The following is an 18,274-nucleotide window of genomic DNA, read 5'->3' as shown; positions in this document are numbered from 1 at the left end:
GATCGAGACGGTGCTCGACTTGAGCACACGGCGCGTCCGGCCTATCGTGTTGGTCTGCCACGACGGGGGAGTCGGATGCCGCAGCACCACACACCGCGGGTTGGCCTGTTTGCCACCTGCCTGATGAATGCCATGCGGCCGAATATCGGTTTTTCGGCCGTTGCGTTGCTCGAACAAGCGGGCTGCCGGGTCGAAGTGCCGGTGACCCAGACGTGTTGCGGACAACCCGCCTGGTCGGCCGGCACCGATGACACCGCGCGCGCGCTCGCGCGCCAGTTGATCGCGCAGTTCGAAGCCTTCGACTACGTCGTCGCGTCCTCCGGCTCGTGCATCGGCACCTTGCACAAGTATCCGCAGATGCTGGCCGACGACACCGAATGGGCTGCACGGGCGCAAGCGCTGGCCGACAAGTCCCACGAGCTGCTGTCATTCCTCTCTGACGTGCTGAAGGTCGACATTCGCAGCACCTATGCCGGCCGTGCGAGCTACCACGATTCGTGCAGCGGCCTGCGCGAGCTGGGCGTGAAGCAGCAGCCCCGGTCGCTGCTTGCACAGGTCAAGGGCCTGTCGCTGCTCGAAATGGACGACGCGGAGGTGTGCTGCGGCTTCGGCGGCAGCTTCTGCATGAAGTACCCGGCGATTTCGGAAAAGATGGTGGACGACAAGATCCGCTCGCTGGAAGCGACCGGCGCAGACACCCTGCTGGGCGGCGACCTCGGCTGCCTGCTGAACATCGCCGGAAGGCTCAAGCGCAAGGGTTCGCGCATCCGGGTCTTGCACACGGCCGAAGTGCTCGCCGGTCGCGCAGACGGCCCGGCGATCGGCGACGAGGATCCACGTTGAGCATCAGCCAGGGCGGTGGAGAATCGCCCCCCACACTGACGTTGTGATGATGGCCGCAGCCAGATTGCCGATTCCCGGTACCGCGCGACGCATATCGAAAAGGCCATCGCCGGCTCGCCGTACACCACGAGGAATCAAGTATCACGCGTTACGCCGCGGCGACTCACGCGCACCGACGCATCTTGACCAGACGCCGCCGAAACGATGTCCGCACCATCTGCGGTGAGTCGAAAAGCGTGCCCTCGACGTCGTCGCTCGCCCACCGTCGCCGCTGCGTGTACCGGATCCGGCGTGTGATCGAACAATTCAGGTGACGTTAATCACACCGGCAGGGTGTGTGCTCTGCGACCATGCCAGCGTAATTGCGCATGATCCATACCCCAGGAGTTTGTCATGAAGCTTCAGCGTTCCACGATTCGCGGGCTGCTCAGTACGACAGCATTCAGTTTGACTCTTGCCGCCTGCGGTGGTGGTGGCAGCGGCGATACGCCGCCACCGCCGCCACCGCCGCCCCCCTCCAGCACCACGCCGACCGAGATCACCGGCGACAACATGAACCTGATCGCCGCGTCGGGCATGTTGGTCGCCGACGTTGCAAGCTTCGACCCGGGGCTAGGTAGCTTTTCTGGTGCAGGCGCGTCATCTGCAGTGCTGCGCAATGTCGATGCAGCACTGGCGGCCGTCCCTGTGAGCGCAAACGTCAGCCTGTCTCAGTCAGCCGCCCCCGCGTTGGCGCTGTCACCGCCCCCTCCGCCTGACCTGCTGTTGCCTGTCGCCACCGTGCCGTGTCCTGACGGCGGAAATCTGAACATCTCGGTTGTGGACAGCAACCTCAACAAACAGGCCGACCAGAATGAGCCCTACCGCGTAACGGCGAACGCTTGCAAAGATGGCACCGAGACGACCAGTGGGTACTTCGAGATCATGATCACGTCGCTGACGCGAGCGAGTGGCGTCGTGGCGTCTGCCGACTATTCCGTCAACTTTGTTTCGTTCGCGACAAGCGAAGGGAACCGAAGCAATCAACTCGGCGGCACGCTGAGTTTCAAATTGCGTAGCGTCGCGGGACATGCTGAAACGACGATGCAGGGCACACCCTTCATCATGCACATCGAGGCCGATCGCCAGCTTCCGATAGGCAACGTGGACAACAGCTACACGGCGACCCTGACCGAGCTCGACGCAAACGCATACGCGGTGGACTTCTCGTCGCGCACCCGTCTCGGTGACGGCGGCAGCAATACGCCACTAGCCGGTTTGATCGTGACTCGCACCACAAGCCCAATCCGGTATTCGGCAGACGGGAAGATCGTGTCCGGGAGTATGCGAATCTCGCTTGAAGGAAAACCAGCAACGCTCGACATCACGTTCGTAGACGACACCGCCACGCTGGCGCTGGACGCGGATGGCAATGGCACAGTCGACACGACCCGCGTCGTGACGCGTCAGGCCCTCGCTTCGGTGTTCTGAGGCAGCTCGCCCCGTCTACGTCCAAGGCGGGGCGATTTGTACTTGAGTGAATCGCAGCTCGCGCCTATCGTGGCATGCGCACACGACGGGGGAGTCGGACGATGCTGTATCGAACACCGCAAGCAGGGGTCGCTTGCCTCAAGAACGCATACCGGCCGGAATTCGGTACTTCGGCCATTGCACTGCTTGGACAGGCGGCTATCCGCATGAGGTGCCGGAAGCAGACACGGCCCTGCGATCGGCGATGAGGAGCCGCGATGAGTACCGCCTCCGGAAACTTTGAATCACGCGCCGCGCTCGCGCTGAAAGACGCCTCGCTGCAGAAAGCGCTCGGCAACTTCAAGCCACTGTTCGTCGCCAAACGTGCCAGCGCGGTGGCCGAGCTGGCGGACTTCGAAGCGCTGCGCGACCGTGCGGCGCAGATCAAGAATGCGGTGCTCGGCGAACTGGACGTCTGGCTGGAACGCTACGCTGCCGCTGTAGGGGCCGCCGGCGGCAAGGTCCATTTCGCCACCGATGCGGCCGAGGCGCGCGAGATCATCCTCGGCATCTGCCGCGACGCCAACGCGAAGACGATCTGCAAGGGCAAGTCGATGGTCAGCGAGGAGATTGCGCTGAACCCGGCGCTGGAAGCGGCGGGCTACAAGGTCGTCGAGACTGATCTGGGCGAGTACATCATTCAGCTCGCGCAGGAACCGCCCTCGCACATCATCGCGCCGGCGATCCACAAGACCCGCGAGCAGGTGGCGGATCTGTTCGAGGCGCACCACCCCGGTCGGCCGCGCGAAGAATCCGTCGCCGGGCTGGTGAATGAAGCGCGCCATGTGCTGCGCGAGAAGTTCTTCCGGGCCGACGTCGGCATCACCGGCGGCAACTTCCTGATCGCCGAAACCGGCAGCAGCGTCATCGTCACCAACGAGGGCAATGGCGACCTGTCGCAGACGCTGGCGCGGGTGCATATCGTGACCTCCGGCATCGAGCGCGTGCTGCCGACGCTGGACGACCTCTCGGTGTTCCTGCGCATCCTCGCGCGCAGCGCGACCGGGCAGGACACCGAGTGCTACACCACGATCTCGACCGGCCCGCGCCGCACCGGCGACCCGGACGGGCCGCAGGAATACCACGTCGTGCTGGTCGACAACGGCCGCTCGAAGATGCTGGGCGGCAAGTTCCGCGACATGCTGCGCTGTATCCGCTGCGGCGCCTGCATGAACCATTGCCCGGTGTACAGCGCCATCGGGGGGCACGCCTACGGTTGGGTTTATCCGGGGCCGATGGGGGCGATCCTGACGCCGCTGTTCAACGGCATGGCCGAGCACTACGACCTGCCCAACGCCTGCACGCTCAACGGCCGCTGCCAGAGCGTGTGCCCGGTGAAGATTCCGCTCACCGAGCTGATCCGCACGCTGCGCAGCGAACAGGTGAAGGCGGGCCTGATGCCGGCACGGCAGCGCACGCTGCTGGCCGCCTGGGGCTGGGTCGCGCGGCAGCCGGGGCTGTATCACGCCCTCGAACGCTTCGGCATTCGCCTGCTGCGGGCCCGTGCGGGACACGCGGGTCACATCAGCGCCTTGCCGGGCGCACATGCATGGACACAGAGCCGCGACTTGCCGGCACCGAGCGGCGAAACCTTTCTTGAGCAGTGGCGCAAACAGCGGGGTGGGTCATGAGCCGCGAGGCGGTATTCGCGGGCATCCGCGCCGCGCTGAACACGGTGCCGACGGGCGGCACGCCGATGCTTGCGCCTGCACAGCCCACCACCCAAACCGCATCCCTCGCGCGCTTCATCGAGCGCGCCACGCTTCACGCCTGCACGCATGAACGCATTGCCACGCTGGACGAGTTGCCGTCTCGCGCGCTGGCGTGGCTGGAATCCCGGGCGCCCATCGCAACGCTGTGGATGGCGGCACCGCTTGCCAGGCTCCCCTGGCCCGACACCCTCACACGCAGATGCGACGCCGCCCGCAAGGACACGGTCGCAGCCGTATCACTTGCTTTCGCCGGCATCGCCGAGAGCGGCACGCTGGTCATGGCATCGGGCCCCGACTCACCGATCACGCACAACTTCGTACCGGAGTTCCATGTGATCACGCTGCACCTCGCGGACCTCGTCGCGAACCAGGAGGCGGTCTGGGCGCGCCTGCGCGCGCTGGGCACCTTGCCGCGCGCACTGAACCTGGTCGCCGGACCGTCGCGCACCGGCGACGTCGAGCAAACGATACAGATCGGCGCCCACGGCCCGCGCGCGGTGCACGTCGTGCTCGTCGGCTGAGTCAAGCACCGCGCGGTGGCGTTGTTGCCAGCCACGGGTATTGCACCCGCGCGTCATCACGCCGCAAACTGAAGTCCCGAGCATCGGGAACGCGTCGTCCGTCGGCGCAACCCGATAGCGCCCGCCGTCCGACAGCCCCACATCACCCCAGGAGCCCCGGCATGAACTTCCAGAACATCATCGACGTCGTCAGCACCCAACTGGCCACCTTCGGACTCAAGATCCTCGGCGCGATTGCAGTCTGGATCGTCGGCCGCTGGCTGATCGGCCTGGCGGTGCGTGGCATATCCGCCGCAATGACCCGGCAGCATGTCGACCCGACCCTGCTGCGCTACATCGGCAACATCGTCAGCGTCGCGCTGAACATCGTGCTGGTGGTTGCGATCCTTGGCTACTTCGGGCTCGAGACCACTTCGTTCGCCGCCCTGGTTGCCGCCATGGGCATCGCGATCGGCGCGGCCTGGGCCGGGCTGCTGGCCAACTTCGCGGCGGGCGCCTTCCTCGTCGTGCTGCGGCCGTTCAAGGTAGGCGACTATGTGAAGGTGGGCGGCATCGAAGGCACCGTGATGGAGGTCGGCCTCTTCGCTTCGGCGATCAACACGCCTGACAACGTGCTCACCATCGTCGGCAACAACAAGATCTTCGGCGACACGATCCAGAACTACTCGACCAACCCGTACCGCCGTGTCGAGCGCACCGCGCAACTGAACCACGCGGTCGATGTGAATGACGCGATCTCGCGCTTGAAGGCAGCGCTGGTACAGATACCCAACGTCGTAGCAGAACCGACACCGACCGTCGAGGTGCTGGACTTCACGCCGATGGGGCCGGTGCTGGCGGTGCGTCCCTTCTGCCACACCAACCATTACTGGCAGGTGTACTTCGACACCAACAAGGCGATCCGCGACACCTGCGGCGCCGCCGGCTACCCGGTGCCGGAACAGCACTTCCATGTACGTCAGGGATAAGCGCGACGCAAGATGACAAAAGGCAGCCAGTTGGCTGCCTTTTTCATTGCGACGCGCAGCGCCGATCAGTCGAGCAGGTCGGTGTAATCCTTGCGGGAATAGGAAGCGAGGGCATTCCACGGCTGCGCTGTTTGCCCGGCGGGCGCGATCGTCACCACCGTGCGGGTACGCTGGCTGCCATCGTCCCGCCCGGACTCGACCCGCAGCGCAAGCGCCAGATCCGCCGACCACAGCACGCGCATGTACTCGCCGCGGGCGTGCCGTTCGTACCAGCGCGCACCGGCCACATCCGATGCGCGAGCGCTCGGTGCGAGGCGAGAAATCAAGGCAGGATCGATCAGCGACCATGCGCTGTCCCACTTGCCGTCGAAGCCGACCGCATCGAAGTCACGCGGACTCAGATCGACGCGGGTCTTCAGATCGGCACGGACGAAACTCAGCGTCACCTGCCCCTGCTTGTCCCGTGCGACGAGCTTCGCGGCACCGGCCAGGTCGGAGGGGTGCAGATGCGTTTCGCCCGGCTGCCCGTGTTCATCCGGCGTGGCGGACGGTGTGCCGGCCGGCTTGATGCGTTCGGTCCAGACATGGTTGTCGCTGCGCACCAGGCGTTCGACGAAGCGGGTGGTCTTCTCGACCCCGTCAGCCGTCACCCAGCGCGACTCGACCTGAACCGTGGCCACAAGGGGTGCCGCCGGCGCAGCGATGGCCCACAGCGGCAGCGCTCCGAAAAGGGCGCAAAGCATTGCGTTTTTCATAGGCTTCCAGTCAAAACAAAGGCGCCGACGGCACCCATGGCACCGCCGGCGGAATTCCATCATGCCGATCCCACGTGCTACGCCGGCTCGCGGAACGACAGCGGGGAGAGGGACCCGCTGCCGCTACGCTGGCAGGCGCAGCGCCGTGGGCGACGGCGCTACACGCTCAGAGCCCCAGCGCGCTACGCACCAGGCCAAACACCCTGGTGTTGTCCATGGTGCCCTTGAACCCGCTGTTGCCGGCGCCGGTACTCATCAGCATCACGTCGCCACCACCGTGGGTTTCCGAGCCCATGCGCACACCGGTTTCCTGCAGGTAGTCATCGTGCAGGGCCTGCGTCTTGTCAGCGTTGCCGGACACGATGCTGGTGCGCACATCCTTGCGCGTCGGGCCGTTACCGAACACCAGCGTGGTGTAGGTGTTGCCGTCGGCGTCGAGGTTGGGCGAGTTGTCCTTGTACGAACGCGAGATGTCGAGGATCGGGTTGCCGCGCTTCGAGTAGCCGTTGATCGTCATGGTGTGGTCGTGGTCGGCCGTCACGACGATCAGCGTGTTCTTGAGGCCCGGATCCTTCGCCTGCATTGCGTCGAGCGCCACCTTGATCGCGGTGTCGAAGGCAATCGCATCTTCCAGCGCGCGCTTGGCATTGGTGCCATGCAGGGCGTGGTCGATACGGCCGCCTTCCACCATCAGGAAGAAGCCCTTCGGGTTCTTGGCGAGCACGTCGATGGCCTTGGTCGTCATCGTCGCGAGGCTCGGCTGGTCGAGGCTGTTCTTCACACGGTCCAGTTCGTAATCGACGTGGTCCATGTGGAAGAGGCCGACGAGCTTGCTGGTCTTGCTGGCGTCGATCGCGGCAAGCGCGGTGCCGGTATCGGCGTAGGCGTAGCCGGCGGCCTTGAACTCGGTGACGAGGTCGCGACCATCGATGCGCTTGCCACCGTTGGCCTTCGGGACAAAATGGCGACGACCGCCGCCCATCAGCACGTCGAGGCCATCCTTCAGCGCCGCGTTGTAGCCGACGCCGCCCGGCACCGCTTGCGCCGCGATGTCGTTCTCGGCGTCGCGGTGACAGATGTGGGCGTACGTGGCGGCCGGCGTGGCGTGCGTCACGCGGGTCGTCGTCACGGCACCAACAGCCTTGCCGGCAGCCTTGGACAGTTCCAGCAGCGTCGTGGCCGGCGTGCCGTTGCCGGTTGCGGGGCAGGTGCTGCTGCCGTCGGCGGCCGGTGCCTTGGCGACGGTGTCGCTGCTCATCGACAGCACTTCGTTGTTCATCTTCACGCCGGTCATGTAGGCCGACATCGAGGGCGCCGAGTCGGTCGTCTGCGCGTCGTTGGAGAAGGTCTTGATGCGCGCGGTGCGACGCAGGCTTTCCATGTTCAGCGCGCCGGTCTCGCCGTACTTGTAGATGCGGGCTGCGGTGACGGTGGTCGGGCCCATGCCGTCGCCGAGGAAGAAGATCACGTTCTTCGCCTCGCCGGCCGCATGCACGGTGCCGGCTGCACACAGCAGCGCGGCGATCAGGGTTTTCTTGATCATGTTGAGTCCTTGCGGTGATGCTGGGGCGGTCACAGGCCGGCCGCCGCTTTGACGAGGCCGAACACGGCGGTGTTTTCGACGAAGCCGCCGAAGGTTTCTGCGCTCTTGCCGGTCGCGCCGATGAACACATCGGTGCCGCCGTGGGTTTCAGAGCCCGCACCCATGCGCACCGCTGCTTCCTGGTGGTAGGTGCTGGCGAACACGACGTCGTCGGTCAGGTCGGTGAAGGTCGAGCGATTGCCCGCCGGGCGGTTCTCGCCATTGCCGAAGCCGATGATCGTGAAGGGCTTGCCGTCGGCATCCTTGGCGATGCTGCCGTCGGCATAGTTGCGCAGCAGCCCCAGCACGCCCGGGTTGGTGGCGCTGGTCTTGCCGGTGCGCTTGGCGTAGCCGTTGAGCACCAGGGTGTGGTCATGGTCGGCGGTGACGACGACCAGCGTGTTCTTCAGCGTCGGGTCGGTCTTCTTCATTTCGTCCAGCGCGGCCTTGATCGCGTTGTCGAAGGCAACCGTGTCCTGCAGGGCCTTCTTCGCGGTGGTCTCGTGCAGCGCATGGTCGATACGGCCGCCTTCCACCATCAGGAAGAAGCCCTTCTCGTTCTGCTTCAGGCGCTGGATCGCCTTGACCGTCATCTCCGCGAGGCTCGGTTCCTTGGCCGGATCGCGGTCAAGGTCGTAGCTCATATGGCTGGACGTGAACAGGCCGACGAACTTGACGGCCTTGGTCGCGTCGATCGCGTCGAAGCCGGCGCGGTCGGTGGCAACCGTATAACCGGCCGTCTTCAGTTCCGCCGTCAGGTCACGGCCATCGGCGCGCTTGCCGCCAGCATCCTTGGTGACGAAGAACTGCTTGCCGCCGCCCAGCACCACGTCGATGCCGTCCGCCAGCTTGGTGTTGTAGCCCTTGCCAGCCGGCACCATCGCGGCGGCGATATCCGCTTCCGCGTCGCGGTGGCACACGTGCGCGTAGGTCGCAGCCGGCGTGGCATGCGTAACGCGGGTGGTGGTCACGACACCGGTGCCGCGGCCAGCCGCCTTGGCGAGCTCAAGCAGCGTGGTGACCGGCGTGCCGTTGGCGGTGCCGCAGTTGCTGGTGAAGTCCGCGTTCGGGGTTTTCGCGAGCGTGTCGGTCGACATCGAGATGACTTCGTTGTTCATCTTGACGCCGGTCATGTAGGCCGACATCGACGGCGCGGAGTCGGTGACTTGCGCATCGTTCGAGAAGGTCTTCACGAAGCCGGTCTCCGGCAGCGTGTCCATCGTCAGTTCGCCGTCTTCGCCCACCGAATAGATGCGCGCGGCGGTGGTCGTGGCGATGCCCATGCCGTCGCCGAGGAAGAAGATGACGTTGGTCGGGGCGGGTTTTACGACCACCGGCGGTTCCGGTGGCGTGCTGTCCTTGCCGCCGCAAGCTGCCAGGGTGGCGGCGGCAAGCAACGAGAGCGCGAGAGTCGTGGTGCGCATTGCGCGAAGCTCCAGAGATGAATCGGAGCCGGGAGCCTACGAAACCAACGTGACGACAACATGACTGTCACAGCACTGATTGCAGCGCTCCGCGTCGGCGCCCCCACCAAATCCCGAGTGTGTCAGCGGCAGTCCAGCTTGCCGTCACTAAGCTGGCAGCTCTGACCGCCCGGCCCGACATAGCCCGAGTCGCTCCGCGCATAGCGCGTGCCACCCGCGTCCCAGCATGCATTGCGGTCGCAGCGTGCGACCGCCCTCAAGGCATCGCGGTTCTTGTCGTTCTCGATGCGCTGCTGTTCCTGCTCGGAGGCGCCGATGCTGTGCGTATCAACCACGCGGCTTCTGGCGTCCGCACGGTCGCGCTCGAGGGTGCGGTCCTGGTCGCGGATGCCCTGCTCGACGCGGGCCCAGTCTTCCTGCGTGTAATGCGAATCCTCGCGCGCACACGCGCGGGCGCGGCGCACCTCGTCGCGCATAAAGGTCCGCGCACGTTCATCCAGCGTGATACTGGTGGCGCGGGTTTCCAGGTTGGCGATATCCCGCTCGGTGGGGCAGACCTTCTCGCTGCCCGCGTGCGACGCCCCACGCTGCGCCCCGGCAACCTCGTTGGCGGGCTGGGCGGCGGTGCCGGCGATCCCGCGCGCTGCGGGCGACGCATTGATGGTCTGCTGCTTTGCATTGGCTCCGGTGGCACACGGCAGGTCCGAATAGGTAATGTGCCCCTGCGCATCGGCGCAGCGATAAACGCCCGCGCCAGCCGCGTCTGCGATCAGTAGCGGAAGCAGGCAGGAGAGGGTCCGCGCGGCAGCGCATAGACGTTTTGAGGAGGTGGGCATATGGAGGGCCGCAGCCCTTCCTTTCAGTGATTGGTGTGGGGATACAACTGCCTGTCAGAACGAGGCATCGTCCTAACAACGCGCCACACGGCAGGCAAGATGACCGCCGCGGAGCACGTAATCCCCCGCCAGCATTCATTCCGGATCCTCAACCAGCACCGCGAGGGGCACAACCCGCGCCGCCTCGCTCCATATCACCTGATTGGCGGACTGGATCGCATGGCATTGGTTGGTCGGCACGGCCTGCATTCAGGGCACGCCAGCAGTCACCGACACGATCGGCGAGGCTTCTGGCGAGCGCGCTCGCCGTCATCCCGTGTGAGAACACAGAACGCCGCCGGCGCCTCACCCGGTGAGCACGACGGCAGTCATGTTCGAAATCGAAATACCCACCGCCCGACTCAGTGCCGCCGCCACTGCGCCGCTGCGGTGGCGATGGTCTGCGTGGCGATGTCGCGGCAGGCGGTGTCGAGCGTGTCGCGCAACACCGGCGGGCTATCGCCAAGCCAGGCGCGCAGTGGGTGAACGTCACTCTGCCAGGTGAGCGGCAGGTGCCGTGGCGTCGCGTCGCCGGCGCGGACCCAGGCCCAGTGGCCGCGCAGGTGCAGGCGCACCGGCAGCTCATTCACGTCGGCCGGCGTCGCCCCTTCCGGCACGAAGGCGATGCCTTCGAGCGCGAGTTGCATCGAGGGCGTTGCCGGCGCGGCCGAGGCCTTCAAATGCGGGTGCCCAGTGATGCCCTGGTCGCGCCAGGGCTCCGCCCCGCCCTGAGACAGTGCGGCTTGCAGACAGGCGCGCAAGGACGTGGCGTCGAGCGCCGGCGTCTTGTGCAACGTGATCGCAGCGTGCGTCGGCACTTCAGCCGGCCCCTGGCTGCGGCCCTGCGCACGCGCGAGCAATTCCTGGCCGCTCGCGACTACGCCGCCGGCAACCGCGCCGGTCGAGAACAACGCGGCGCAGGACAGCAGCATCTCCGGCGTGCAGACGCCGGTCTGGCACAGCGCACACGGCAAGGCGACCAGACTTCCGCCGACCAGTGCCGCATCGCTCAGCCGCGAGAGGAATCCGCTCGAACCCGGCTCCACCGAAATCACCGGCAACGTATCTGCGATGCTGATTTCGACCGCTTCGTCAATGCGCCCAAGCGGCACCTGATCGCCCAACCAGGCCGCAGCCGTTGTCAGCGCATCGCGTGCCGCCGGTGCTGCGCTGAAGCCTTCGAAGCGCAGCTTGCCGGCCTCTTCGGTGGCGACGACCAGCATCGCCGGATGCTGCGTCGCGTCGCTGCGTGCCAGCCGCAATGCGGTGTAGGGCAGGCTCAGTTGCGGGCGTAGCACGTCGCCGTGACGGGTCAGGAAGTAAAGGTGTTTCTCGCCCAGCCACAGCCAGCCGCTCTCGTCGACCAGGCTGCCCAACAAGCCGAGCCCGCCGGCGTCACGCAAGCCCGGGTGCCAGCTCACCGGCACGCGGAAATGCAGTTGGCGTTCGTCGATCTCGATGCGGCTCACGTCAACGCGCAGCGCGCCGACCGGGCTCAGACCGTGCCGCACCACGCCGCACACTTGCTGCCCGTCGCGCGCCAGCGCGTCGGCGGTGGTCAGCACGATCAGATAGGCGGCGGCGTCGGGTGGCTCAACAAGGTCCACCCGCGCCGCGAACACATCGGCCCGGGCTTGCGTGGCGCAGGCGCTGTCGGGTGGGTCGGCGGTGATACGGCGGCGGATGCGGAATTGCGCGTCGAGCACCAGCAGCGTGGGTTCGAACGCGAGCATGCGAAAGTCTGGCCAAAGCTGCAGCGTTGAGCCCGGCTCCGCGCTGCGTTGGCTCGCGACCACGATCTCGGCCGGGCGCTTGAGCTCGGCGATGCGATACGCGGCGAAGAAGCTCTTGCCGCTGTCGAAGGCATAGGCGGGAGAAGAGGGGCTGATCGTCAGCGATCGTGTGCCGGCCTCTGCCAGCGTCGCATAAGGAAGCGCGGCGAGAGATGCGCAACAATCAGGGGCCTTCGCCAGCGCCGCACTCAACTCGGCAGGGATGCGGGCATGGGTCTCGAACAGCGTACCGCCGTCGCCCCCCGGCCGGATATCGACCGATGCGCACCCGGCCAAGCACACGAACAGCGCCCCCCAAGCAGCGCGCCACACGGCGTTGCCTCCTCTGCCGACGGCGGAATAGCCGCTTTCATTCTGGAAGCGGGGACCTGCGTGGACAAGCTCGCCGTGGCGATCGTTTGCCCGCCGTCATCCGCCCGTGCGCCGGATGTGCGCTACGGCGGCAGCAGGGCACGCCGGGATCAGGCGCGACGCTTGCGGCGGCTCAGCGCCAGCGCACCCAGCGCACTACCGACCAGAGCAAGGCTCATCGGCTCGGGCACGCTGGCCACCGGGTCCGCTGAAATCACGTCATTGCCGCACAGCATCGACCACTGCACGTCGAAGGGCTTGCCCCAATCACCACCGAACAGCGCCAGCGGAATCGCGGCCTCGTACATGTAGTGGGTGTCAGTCGCGTACTGACCATAGCCGCTGACCGGGCCGCTGGTTGCGACCTTGCCATCGCCGATCAGCGTGCCCGCTTTTACCGCGACCGGATCGCGCCCGTTCGCATAGTTCTTGTTCTGACCGTTCCACAATCCGAAGTACCAGCCGTTGGTGGCGTCACCGATGCGGTAGAGCGAGCCGACCTTGATCGTCGGGCGGTATGCGCTGCCGTTGGTGTTCTTGATGTCCGTGGTGGTGAAGCCGTACTCGAACTTGCCGTCGCGACCAAAGTCGATCAGGAAGTCGCCCGGCGCGTAGTTGCCGTTACCCATGCGCATGGCGGGGTTCATGCCGGTGATCAGACCCAGATAGAGCGTCGTGGCGTCGAAGTCGACGTACAGCGCCTCGGCATCGTAGGCCTGGCCACCGTAGCCAGGGCTCAGGAAACCGCTGCCGTTGCGCGTCCAGTCCTCGACGGTGTAACCCTTGACCGCGCTACCGGGCGCCATCGTGGTCTTGTTGATCGACCAGTCGGGCTGAAGATTGCCGTCGATCACATACGCGGCAGCGGATTGGGACAGAAGCGCGAAACAGCACAGACCAAGGAGACGGAGCGACATGGCAGCAGGGAACCAGAACAGGGACACTGCTGCATCAGCAGGTTCCGTGCCATTTCTGCAAATCCGTCATTTGGGACGTTTGAAGAATTGTTTTTGTTAATTTATGCGACAGGCACAAATTCACGGCCATACCGGATTTGCGTGACGCATGTCACGGCGCCTCGGTGCCGCGCCGTCAAGCCGCACGCCCGGCGCCAAAGACAAACGGATCGAAGTCAGAACGCCTGTAAATAAATGCGAAAAAGATATTTCTGACAGATTCAAAACAGCGTTGTCACGCGCCTTGCCCCGCAAGCATGCGCTGCTGCAGCCACTGCCCGATCGCCGCGATTTCTTCGAGACATACCGAATGCGGCATCGGGTAGGTGTGCCAGTCGAGCGCGTAGCCCTCGGCGCGCAAGGCGTCGCGCGCCGCCAGGCCCAGCGGTAAGCCGACCACATCGTCGTAAGTACCGTGCGCCGCGAAGATCGGCGTGGAGCGGTTGGCGTCGGACAGCGACCCGAGCAGCATGGCGCGCGCCGGTATGTAGGTGGACAACGCAATCACGCCGGCCAGCCGCTCCGGATGCGACAGCGCCGCCGTGTAGGCGATCGCGCCGCCTTGCGAGAAGCCCGCCAGCACGATGTGCGAGGTGGGCACGCCACGTGCGTTCTCGCGTGCGACCAGCGCCCGCACCGCTGCACACGACGCGCGAACGCCCGCCTCATCCACGTCACGACTGCTCCCGTCGAGGTACTTGATGTCATACCAGGCCCGCATGATGTAGCCGCCGTTGCAGGTCACCGGAATCATCGGCGCATGCGGAAAGACGAAGCGCACCCGCGCACCGGCGGGCAGCCCGAGCTCCGGCACCACTGGCACGAAATCGCTGCCGTCGGCCCCCAGTCCATGCAGCCAGATTACCGAGAAATCCGGATTCGGCGCGGTTTCGACTTCGAGGGCTTCGAGCAGTTCAGACATGGGAATCTCCTGGCGAGGGTAGCGCTGCAGCTTACCGTGTTCGGATGTGACAGCACGGCTTCGCGGATAATCCCGCTTCCCACACCGATCCGGAGCAAGCCGATGCCCCCCGATTCGCACACGGTCCATTCGCTGCAGCAGTTGGGCGCCCTGCTCGGCCCGGTCAGCGAGGTCTCGACACGCAAGGAGGTGCCCTACATCGCGGCGCCGTATCGGGCGATGATCGAAGCCTCGCCCTTTGCGATCCTCGCCACCAGCGGGCCGGACGGGCTCGACGCATCGCCACGCGGCGACGCGCCGGGTTTCGTGGTGGTCGAGGACGAGAAGACGCTGCTGCTGCCCGAGCGCCGCGGCAACAACCGCGCCGACAGCCTGCGCAACCTCATCGGAGACCCGCGCATGGCCCTGCTCTTCCTGATCCCCGGCGTCGGCGAAACCCTGCGGGTGAACGGTCGCGCACGGATCTCGGTCGCCCCCGATCTGCTCGCCCGCTTCGTCGTCCGCGGGCAGGCGCCGAAATGTGTGCTGGTGATCGACGTCGAGTCCGCTTACTACCAGTGTTCCCGCGCCGTCGTGCGTGCGCAGCTGTGGACCGCGCCAGCGGCGACGGGCGTCCCGAGCGCCGGACAGATCAACGCGCTGATGACCGACGGCGCGATCGACGCCGAGGCGTTCGACCGGGTCCAGCCGGCGCGAATTGAGGCGACGCTCTACTGAGGGTTGGTGCCCTGCACCGTTGCTGCACCGTCGCTGCGCTTTTGCATGACTGCGGGGGCGCGCCGCGAGGCCTGGTCCCGGGCGCCTTCCGTCGCAAGTCGATGCCAGCAACGGGCGCGGCGCAGCGTGCGCTCGCCATGCCACGCGCCGCCCTTCAACTCAGGCACACCCGAGCGCACCGCAACGCATGTTCCGCAGGCGAAGGCGCCGCCGACTCTTGATGATGCTCAGATTTGTGACAGCAACTTCATTACACCGGCCAAACGCGCGGAGTACAGTGTGCCGGCAGGTCAGCTGCCCGCACAGGCACTTTTCGCGACGACATGTCCGCACGGCACGTCGACCTGGACACCCACCCCGATTTGACCGCCGCGCCTCACCGTGAATCGATGGGAACAAGAACACGACATGCATGGCTGTTGCTCCTGAGCCTTCTCGTAACGCTGGCCGCCTGCCAGCGCACACGTGAGCAACTGGTCGCGGAACGCACGCCGGTCGCCTTGCAGCATTACTTCTCGTTCTCGGGCGGTTACGCGAACGCGATGGACGCGATCGCGCAAGACTTCAATGCCGCCGAAACGCGCTACCACCTGCAACCCACGTCGATCGACCACGAATTGTTCAAGCACAGCATCCGCGACGATCTGCAGCGTCACCGTACCGCCGACCTCTACACCTATTGGGCCGGCGCGAGGGTGCAGTCGATCGTCGAATCCCTGCAACCGATCGACGACGCCCTGCCGGTGGCCGAGATGAACAAGCTTTTCGGCACCGCCGTCGTGCAATCGGCCTGCAGCTACAACGGCCGCGTGTATTTCGTGCCGATCGCCCAGCACTATGTCGGCTTCATCTACAACAAGAAGCTCTTTGCCGCGCTCGGCCTGCAGCCCCCGAAGACTTGGCGCGAGCTGCTGGATGTGGCGCACAAACTCAAGGCCCACGGCACCACGCCGTTCGCGCTCGGCTCGAAGGCGCGCTGGCCCGCCCAGTTCTGGTTCGACTACCTGCTGCTGCGCACCGCGCCACTGGCATACCGCCAGAAGCTGATGGCCGGCGAAGCCTCGTTCGAGGATCGCGAGGTGCAGCGCGTTTTTGGCATGTGGCGCGATCTGGTCAAGGCCGGCATGTTCAACCCACAGCCGAACGCGCTCGATTTCAATACCGGCGCCGGCATGCTGGTGCGTCGGGGCGAAGCCGCCATGACGCTCATGGGCACCTGGCTGATCGGCTACCTGGAATCGCCCGAAGTTGGCTGGCACGAGGGCACGGACTTCGGGTTCTTTCCGTTTCCCGTCATCGAGCCGGGGATTCCGCCGGTGGCGCTTGGCCCGATAGACGGGCTGGTGCTCCCGCGCGATGCGAAGAACCCCGCAGGCGCGAAAGCGGCGATGCGCTTCTTCGCCAACGCCGGATCCGAGGCCCGCATCAGCCGGGCAATGGGTTCGATCGCGCCGAACATCCTGGTGCTCGACCGCCATTACTCGCCGCTGAAGCAGGCCATCCGCGCCGAGATCCTGCGCAACCGCGCGTGGGCCTTCAACTACGATCTGGCCACCGCGCCAGACCGCGCAGAGATCGGCCTGAACCTGTTCACGACTTTCCTCGATGCGCCGGATGACTACCCGGCGCAGCTCAGGCAAACCGCGTCCCGCATGGCGCAACTCGGCTCCGCAGAGGCCCGCACGGCGCAGTGAGGCCCTGGCCCGGCGGCGATGCGGGCCGCGGGGGTGCGCCGCCACGCCGATCGCCGGTTCTTGCACCCGATCAAACAAGGCGCATTTGGATTGGCGCCGCCTGCGCACGACCGCCTTGGTGTCAGCCAGTTTTCGGGGCCCTTGCTAGACTGAAACCATAGGCCGCCGCGCCCGGCTCATCTCTTCAATCCCGCTGACGCGGAAGGCCCCGAAGCCGCTGCGCGTGCCCGAACGTGCAGCGGAACTCGGCACGACGCAGCGGAGGGCGCCATGGTCCGGCTGAACAAAGCGATGCCTCTCGAACACGCCCGCACACTCCTGGCGGGGCTCAGCGAACGCGTGGCGGACTGCTACGAACATGCAGACCGGGTGGTGTCGCTCGCAGAGCGCATCGCACAGCGTCTCGGGCTGCCCGAACGCGACATCGCACAGGTGCGCCTTGCGGCCGAGTTGCACGACCTCGGCAAGGTCGATATCCCGCCCGACGTGCTCGCATCGCCGCAGACCCTTGATCGCGATGCCTGGGAGACGATGAAATCGCACACCGTTCTCGGCGAACGCATCCTGGCGGATTCAGGCGACCCGGCGCTGATCGCCATTGCGCCGTATGTGCGGCACCACCACGAATGCGTGAGCGGCAACGGTTACCCGGATGGTCTCGTCGGCGAACAGATACCGCTTGTCTCGCGCATCATCGCCGTCGCCGACGCGTACGACGCGATGGCGGAGCGGCGGCCCTATCGCGACGCAAAGAGCCACCAGCGGATCATCGAAGTCATGACCGGCGAAGTCGGCATCCGCTGGGACCCGGAGGTCTTCGCGGCCTTCCTCGCGGTAGTGAAGTCCGACCGCGCCCTCGCGTCAGAGCCGCGACGTTCCGCCGCCAATTGAGCGATCCGGCCGGTGCGGCCTCAGTTGTCGTAGGCCTTGAGTCGCGCGATGTCGTGGATCGTGATGTGCTTGCCATTCACCGAAATCAGCTTGGCTTCGGTGAGCGCATGCAGAACCCGCGAGAAGGTTTCTGGCGTCAGGTTCAAGCGCGACGCGAGCACCTGCTTGCTGGTCTCCAGATCGATCTCGGCGGTGTTGGATTCGATTTCGTCCGCGTTGCGCAGCAGGTAGCCAATCAGCCGCTGGGTGGAAGAACGCAGCGAATACGATTCGACGTCCTGCACCAGCGAGTGCAGCCGCATCGACATGCCGGCCAGCATGCGACGTGCAAAGCTGCCGTTGCGCTCGATCAGCGTGAAAATCGGCTGCGCCGGAATCTGCAGCACCATCGCATCGGACAAAGCCTGCGCGAACACCGGATAGGGGCGGCCCATGAACATCACCGCCTCGCCAAAGCTGTGCGCCGGGCCGATGATCTCGACGACCTTTTCGTGGCCCGACTGCGCGGAAAAGCCCAGCTTCACCTGCCCATACACCACGACATAGAAGCCGTCCGCCGTATCACCCTGCTGGAACAGCAGCTTGCCTTTCTCCAGCCGCACCTCCTGGGTGCTTGCCGCGAGGGTCGCGACGGTTTCCGCTTCGACCTGTGCAAACAAGGGCAGGCGGGACAGCAACCCGTTGATGTCGGCCTTGCGACGCTGTTCCATGTGATGAGGTTTCCGGTACAAAAGTAGGCAGAATAGTAGCGCACCGCAACG

At 65.8% G+C, this 18,274-nt stretch carries 16 protein-coding genes; 8 read left to right on the top strand and 8 right to left on the bottom strand.

Going from position 1 to position 18,274, the window contains the following annotated elements:
• Positions 1-75: 75 nt before the first annotated feature.
• From GGR36_RS17995 to GGR36_RS17975, 5 genes are all read left to right on the top strand, one after another.
• Entirely contained in the window at positions 76-843 is a 768-nt protein-coding gene (locus GGR36_RS17995; protein ID WP_183636155.1) for a (Fe-S)-binding protein, read from the top strand.
• A 393-nt stretch (positions 844-1,236) separates the two neighbouring features.
• Entirely contained in the window at positions 1,237-2,313 is a 1,077-nt protein-coding gene (locus GGR36_RS17990; RefSeq protein ID WP_183636154.1) for a hypothetical protein, read from the top strand.
• Positions 2,314-2,570: 257 nt separating this feature from the next.
• Positions 2,571-3,983: a LutB/LldF family L-lactate oxidation iron-sulfur protein gene (locus GGR36_RS17985; RefSeq protein ID WP_183636153.1), complete on the top strand. Its 1,413-nt coding sequence runs from the start codon at positions 2,571-2,573 to the stop codon at positions 3,981-3,983.
• The gene (locus GGR36_RS17980) at positions 3,980-4,585 is read left to right on the top strand and encodes a LutC/YkgG family protein (RefSeq protein WP_183636152.1); all 606 of its coding nucleotides are present in this window, start codon (positions 3,980-3,982) and stop codon (positions 4,583-4,585) included. Before GGR36_RS17985 ends, GGR36_RS17980 begins: the two co-directional genes overlap by 4 nt.
• A gap of 161 nt (positions 4,586-4,746) precedes the next feature.
• Entirely contained in the window at positions 4,747-5,553 is an 807-nt protein-coding gene (locus GGR36_RS17975; RefSeq protein WP_183636151.1) for a mechanosensitive ion channel family protein, read from the top strand.
• A 65-nt stretch (positions 5,554-5,618) separates the two neighbouring features.
• Here GGR36_RS17975 and GGR36_RS17970 read toward each other — a convergent pair whose 3' ends face one another.
• From GGR36_RS17970 to GGR36_RS17940, 7 genes are all read right to left on the bottom strand, one after another.
• Entirely contained in the window at positions 5,619-6,296 is a 678-nt protein-coding gene (locus GGR36_RS17970; RefSeq protein ID WP_183636150.1) for a hypothetical protein, read from the bottom strand.
• 178 nt (positions 6,297-6,474) lie between these two features.
• Positions 6,475-7,851, bottom strand: coding sequence for an alkaline phosphatase (locus GGR36_RS17965; RefSeq protein WP_183636149.1), 1,377 nt, complete (start codon positions 7,849-7,851; stop codon positions 6,475-6,477).
• A 29-nt stretch (positions 7,852-7,880) separates the two neighbouring features.
• Positions 7,881-9,314, bottom strand: a complete 1,434-nt coding sequence (locus tag GGR36_RS17960; protein WP_183636148.1) for an alkaline phosphatase — start codon at positions 9,312-9,314, stop codon at positions 7,881-7,883.
• 122 nt (positions 9,315-9,436) lie between these two features.
• Positions 9,437-10,150, bottom strand: a complete 714-nt coding sequence (locus GGR36_RS17955) for a DUF4124 domain-containing protein (protein ID WP_183636147.1) — start codon at positions 10,148-10,150, stop codon at positions 9,437-9,439.
• A gap of 401 nt (positions 10,151-10,551) precedes the next feature.
• Positions 10,552-12,294, bottom strand: a complete 1,743-nt coding sequence (locus GGR36_RS17950; protein ID WP_183636146.1) for a MalM family protein — start codon at positions 12,292-12,294, stop codon at positions 10,552-10,554.
• 149 nt (positions 12,295-12,443) lie between these two features.
• Positions 12,444-13,250: a PEP-CTERM sorting domain-containing protein gene (locus GGR36_RS17945; protein ID WP_183636145.1), complete on the bottom strand. Its 807-nt coding sequence runs from the start codon at positions 13,248-13,250 to the stop codon at positions 12,444-12,446.
• A 274-nt stretch (positions 13,251-13,524) separates the two neighbouring features.
• The gene (locus tag GGR36_RS17940) at positions 13,525-14,211 is read right to left on the bottom strand and encodes an alpha/beta hydrolase (protein WP_183636144.1); all 687 of its coding nucleotides are present in this window, start codon (positions 14,209-14,211) and stop codon (positions 13,525-13,527) included.
• A gap of 102 nt (positions 14,212-14,313) precedes the next feature.
• Here GGR36_RS17940 and GGR36_RS17935 point away from each other — a divergent pair, with 102 nt between their 5' ends.
• The 3 genes from GGR36_RS17935 (at position 14,314) to GGR36_RS17925 (ending at position 17,513) form a co-directional block, all read left to right on the top strand.
• On the top strand, positions 14,314-14,928 hold the full coding sequence (locus GGR36_RS17935) for a pyridoxamine 5'-phosphate oxidase family protein (RefSeq protein ID WP_183636143.1): 615 nt from the start codon (positions 14,314-14,316) through the stop codon (positions 14,926-14,928).
• Between the two features lie 389 nt (positions 14,929-15,317).
• A complete protein-coding gene (locus GGR36_RS17930) occupies positions 15,318-16,622 on the top strand; it encodes an ABC transporter substrate-binding protein (protein ID WP_221229602.1) in 1,305 nt (434 codons plus the stop codon).
• Between the two features lie 270 nt (positions 16,623-16,892).
• Positions 16,893-17,513: an HD-GYP domain-containing protein gene (locus tag GGR36_RS17925; protein WP_183636141.1), complete on the top strand. Its 621-nt coding sequence runs from the start codon at positions 16,893-16,895 to the stop codon at positions 17,511-17,513.
• A gap of 20 nt (positions 17,514-17,533) precedes the next feature.
• Here the strand turns inward: GGR36_RS17925 and GGR36_RS17920 are convergent, their stop codons facing one another.
• A complete protein-coding gene (locus tag GGR36_RS17920) occupies positions 17,534-18,223 on the bottom strand; it encodes a Crp/Fnr family transcriptional regulator (RefSeq protein ID WP_183636140.1) in 690 nt (229 codons plus the stop codon).
• Positions 18,224-18,274 lie beyond the last annotated feature (51 nt).

Source organism: Niveibacterium umoris (assembly GCF_014197015.1).
Classification (GTDB): domain Bacteria; phylum Pseudomonadota; class Gammaproteobacteria; order Burkholderiales; family Rhodocyclaceae; genus Niveibacterium; species Niveibacterium umoris.
This window is presented reverse-complemented; position numbering and strand designations above follow the sequence as displayed.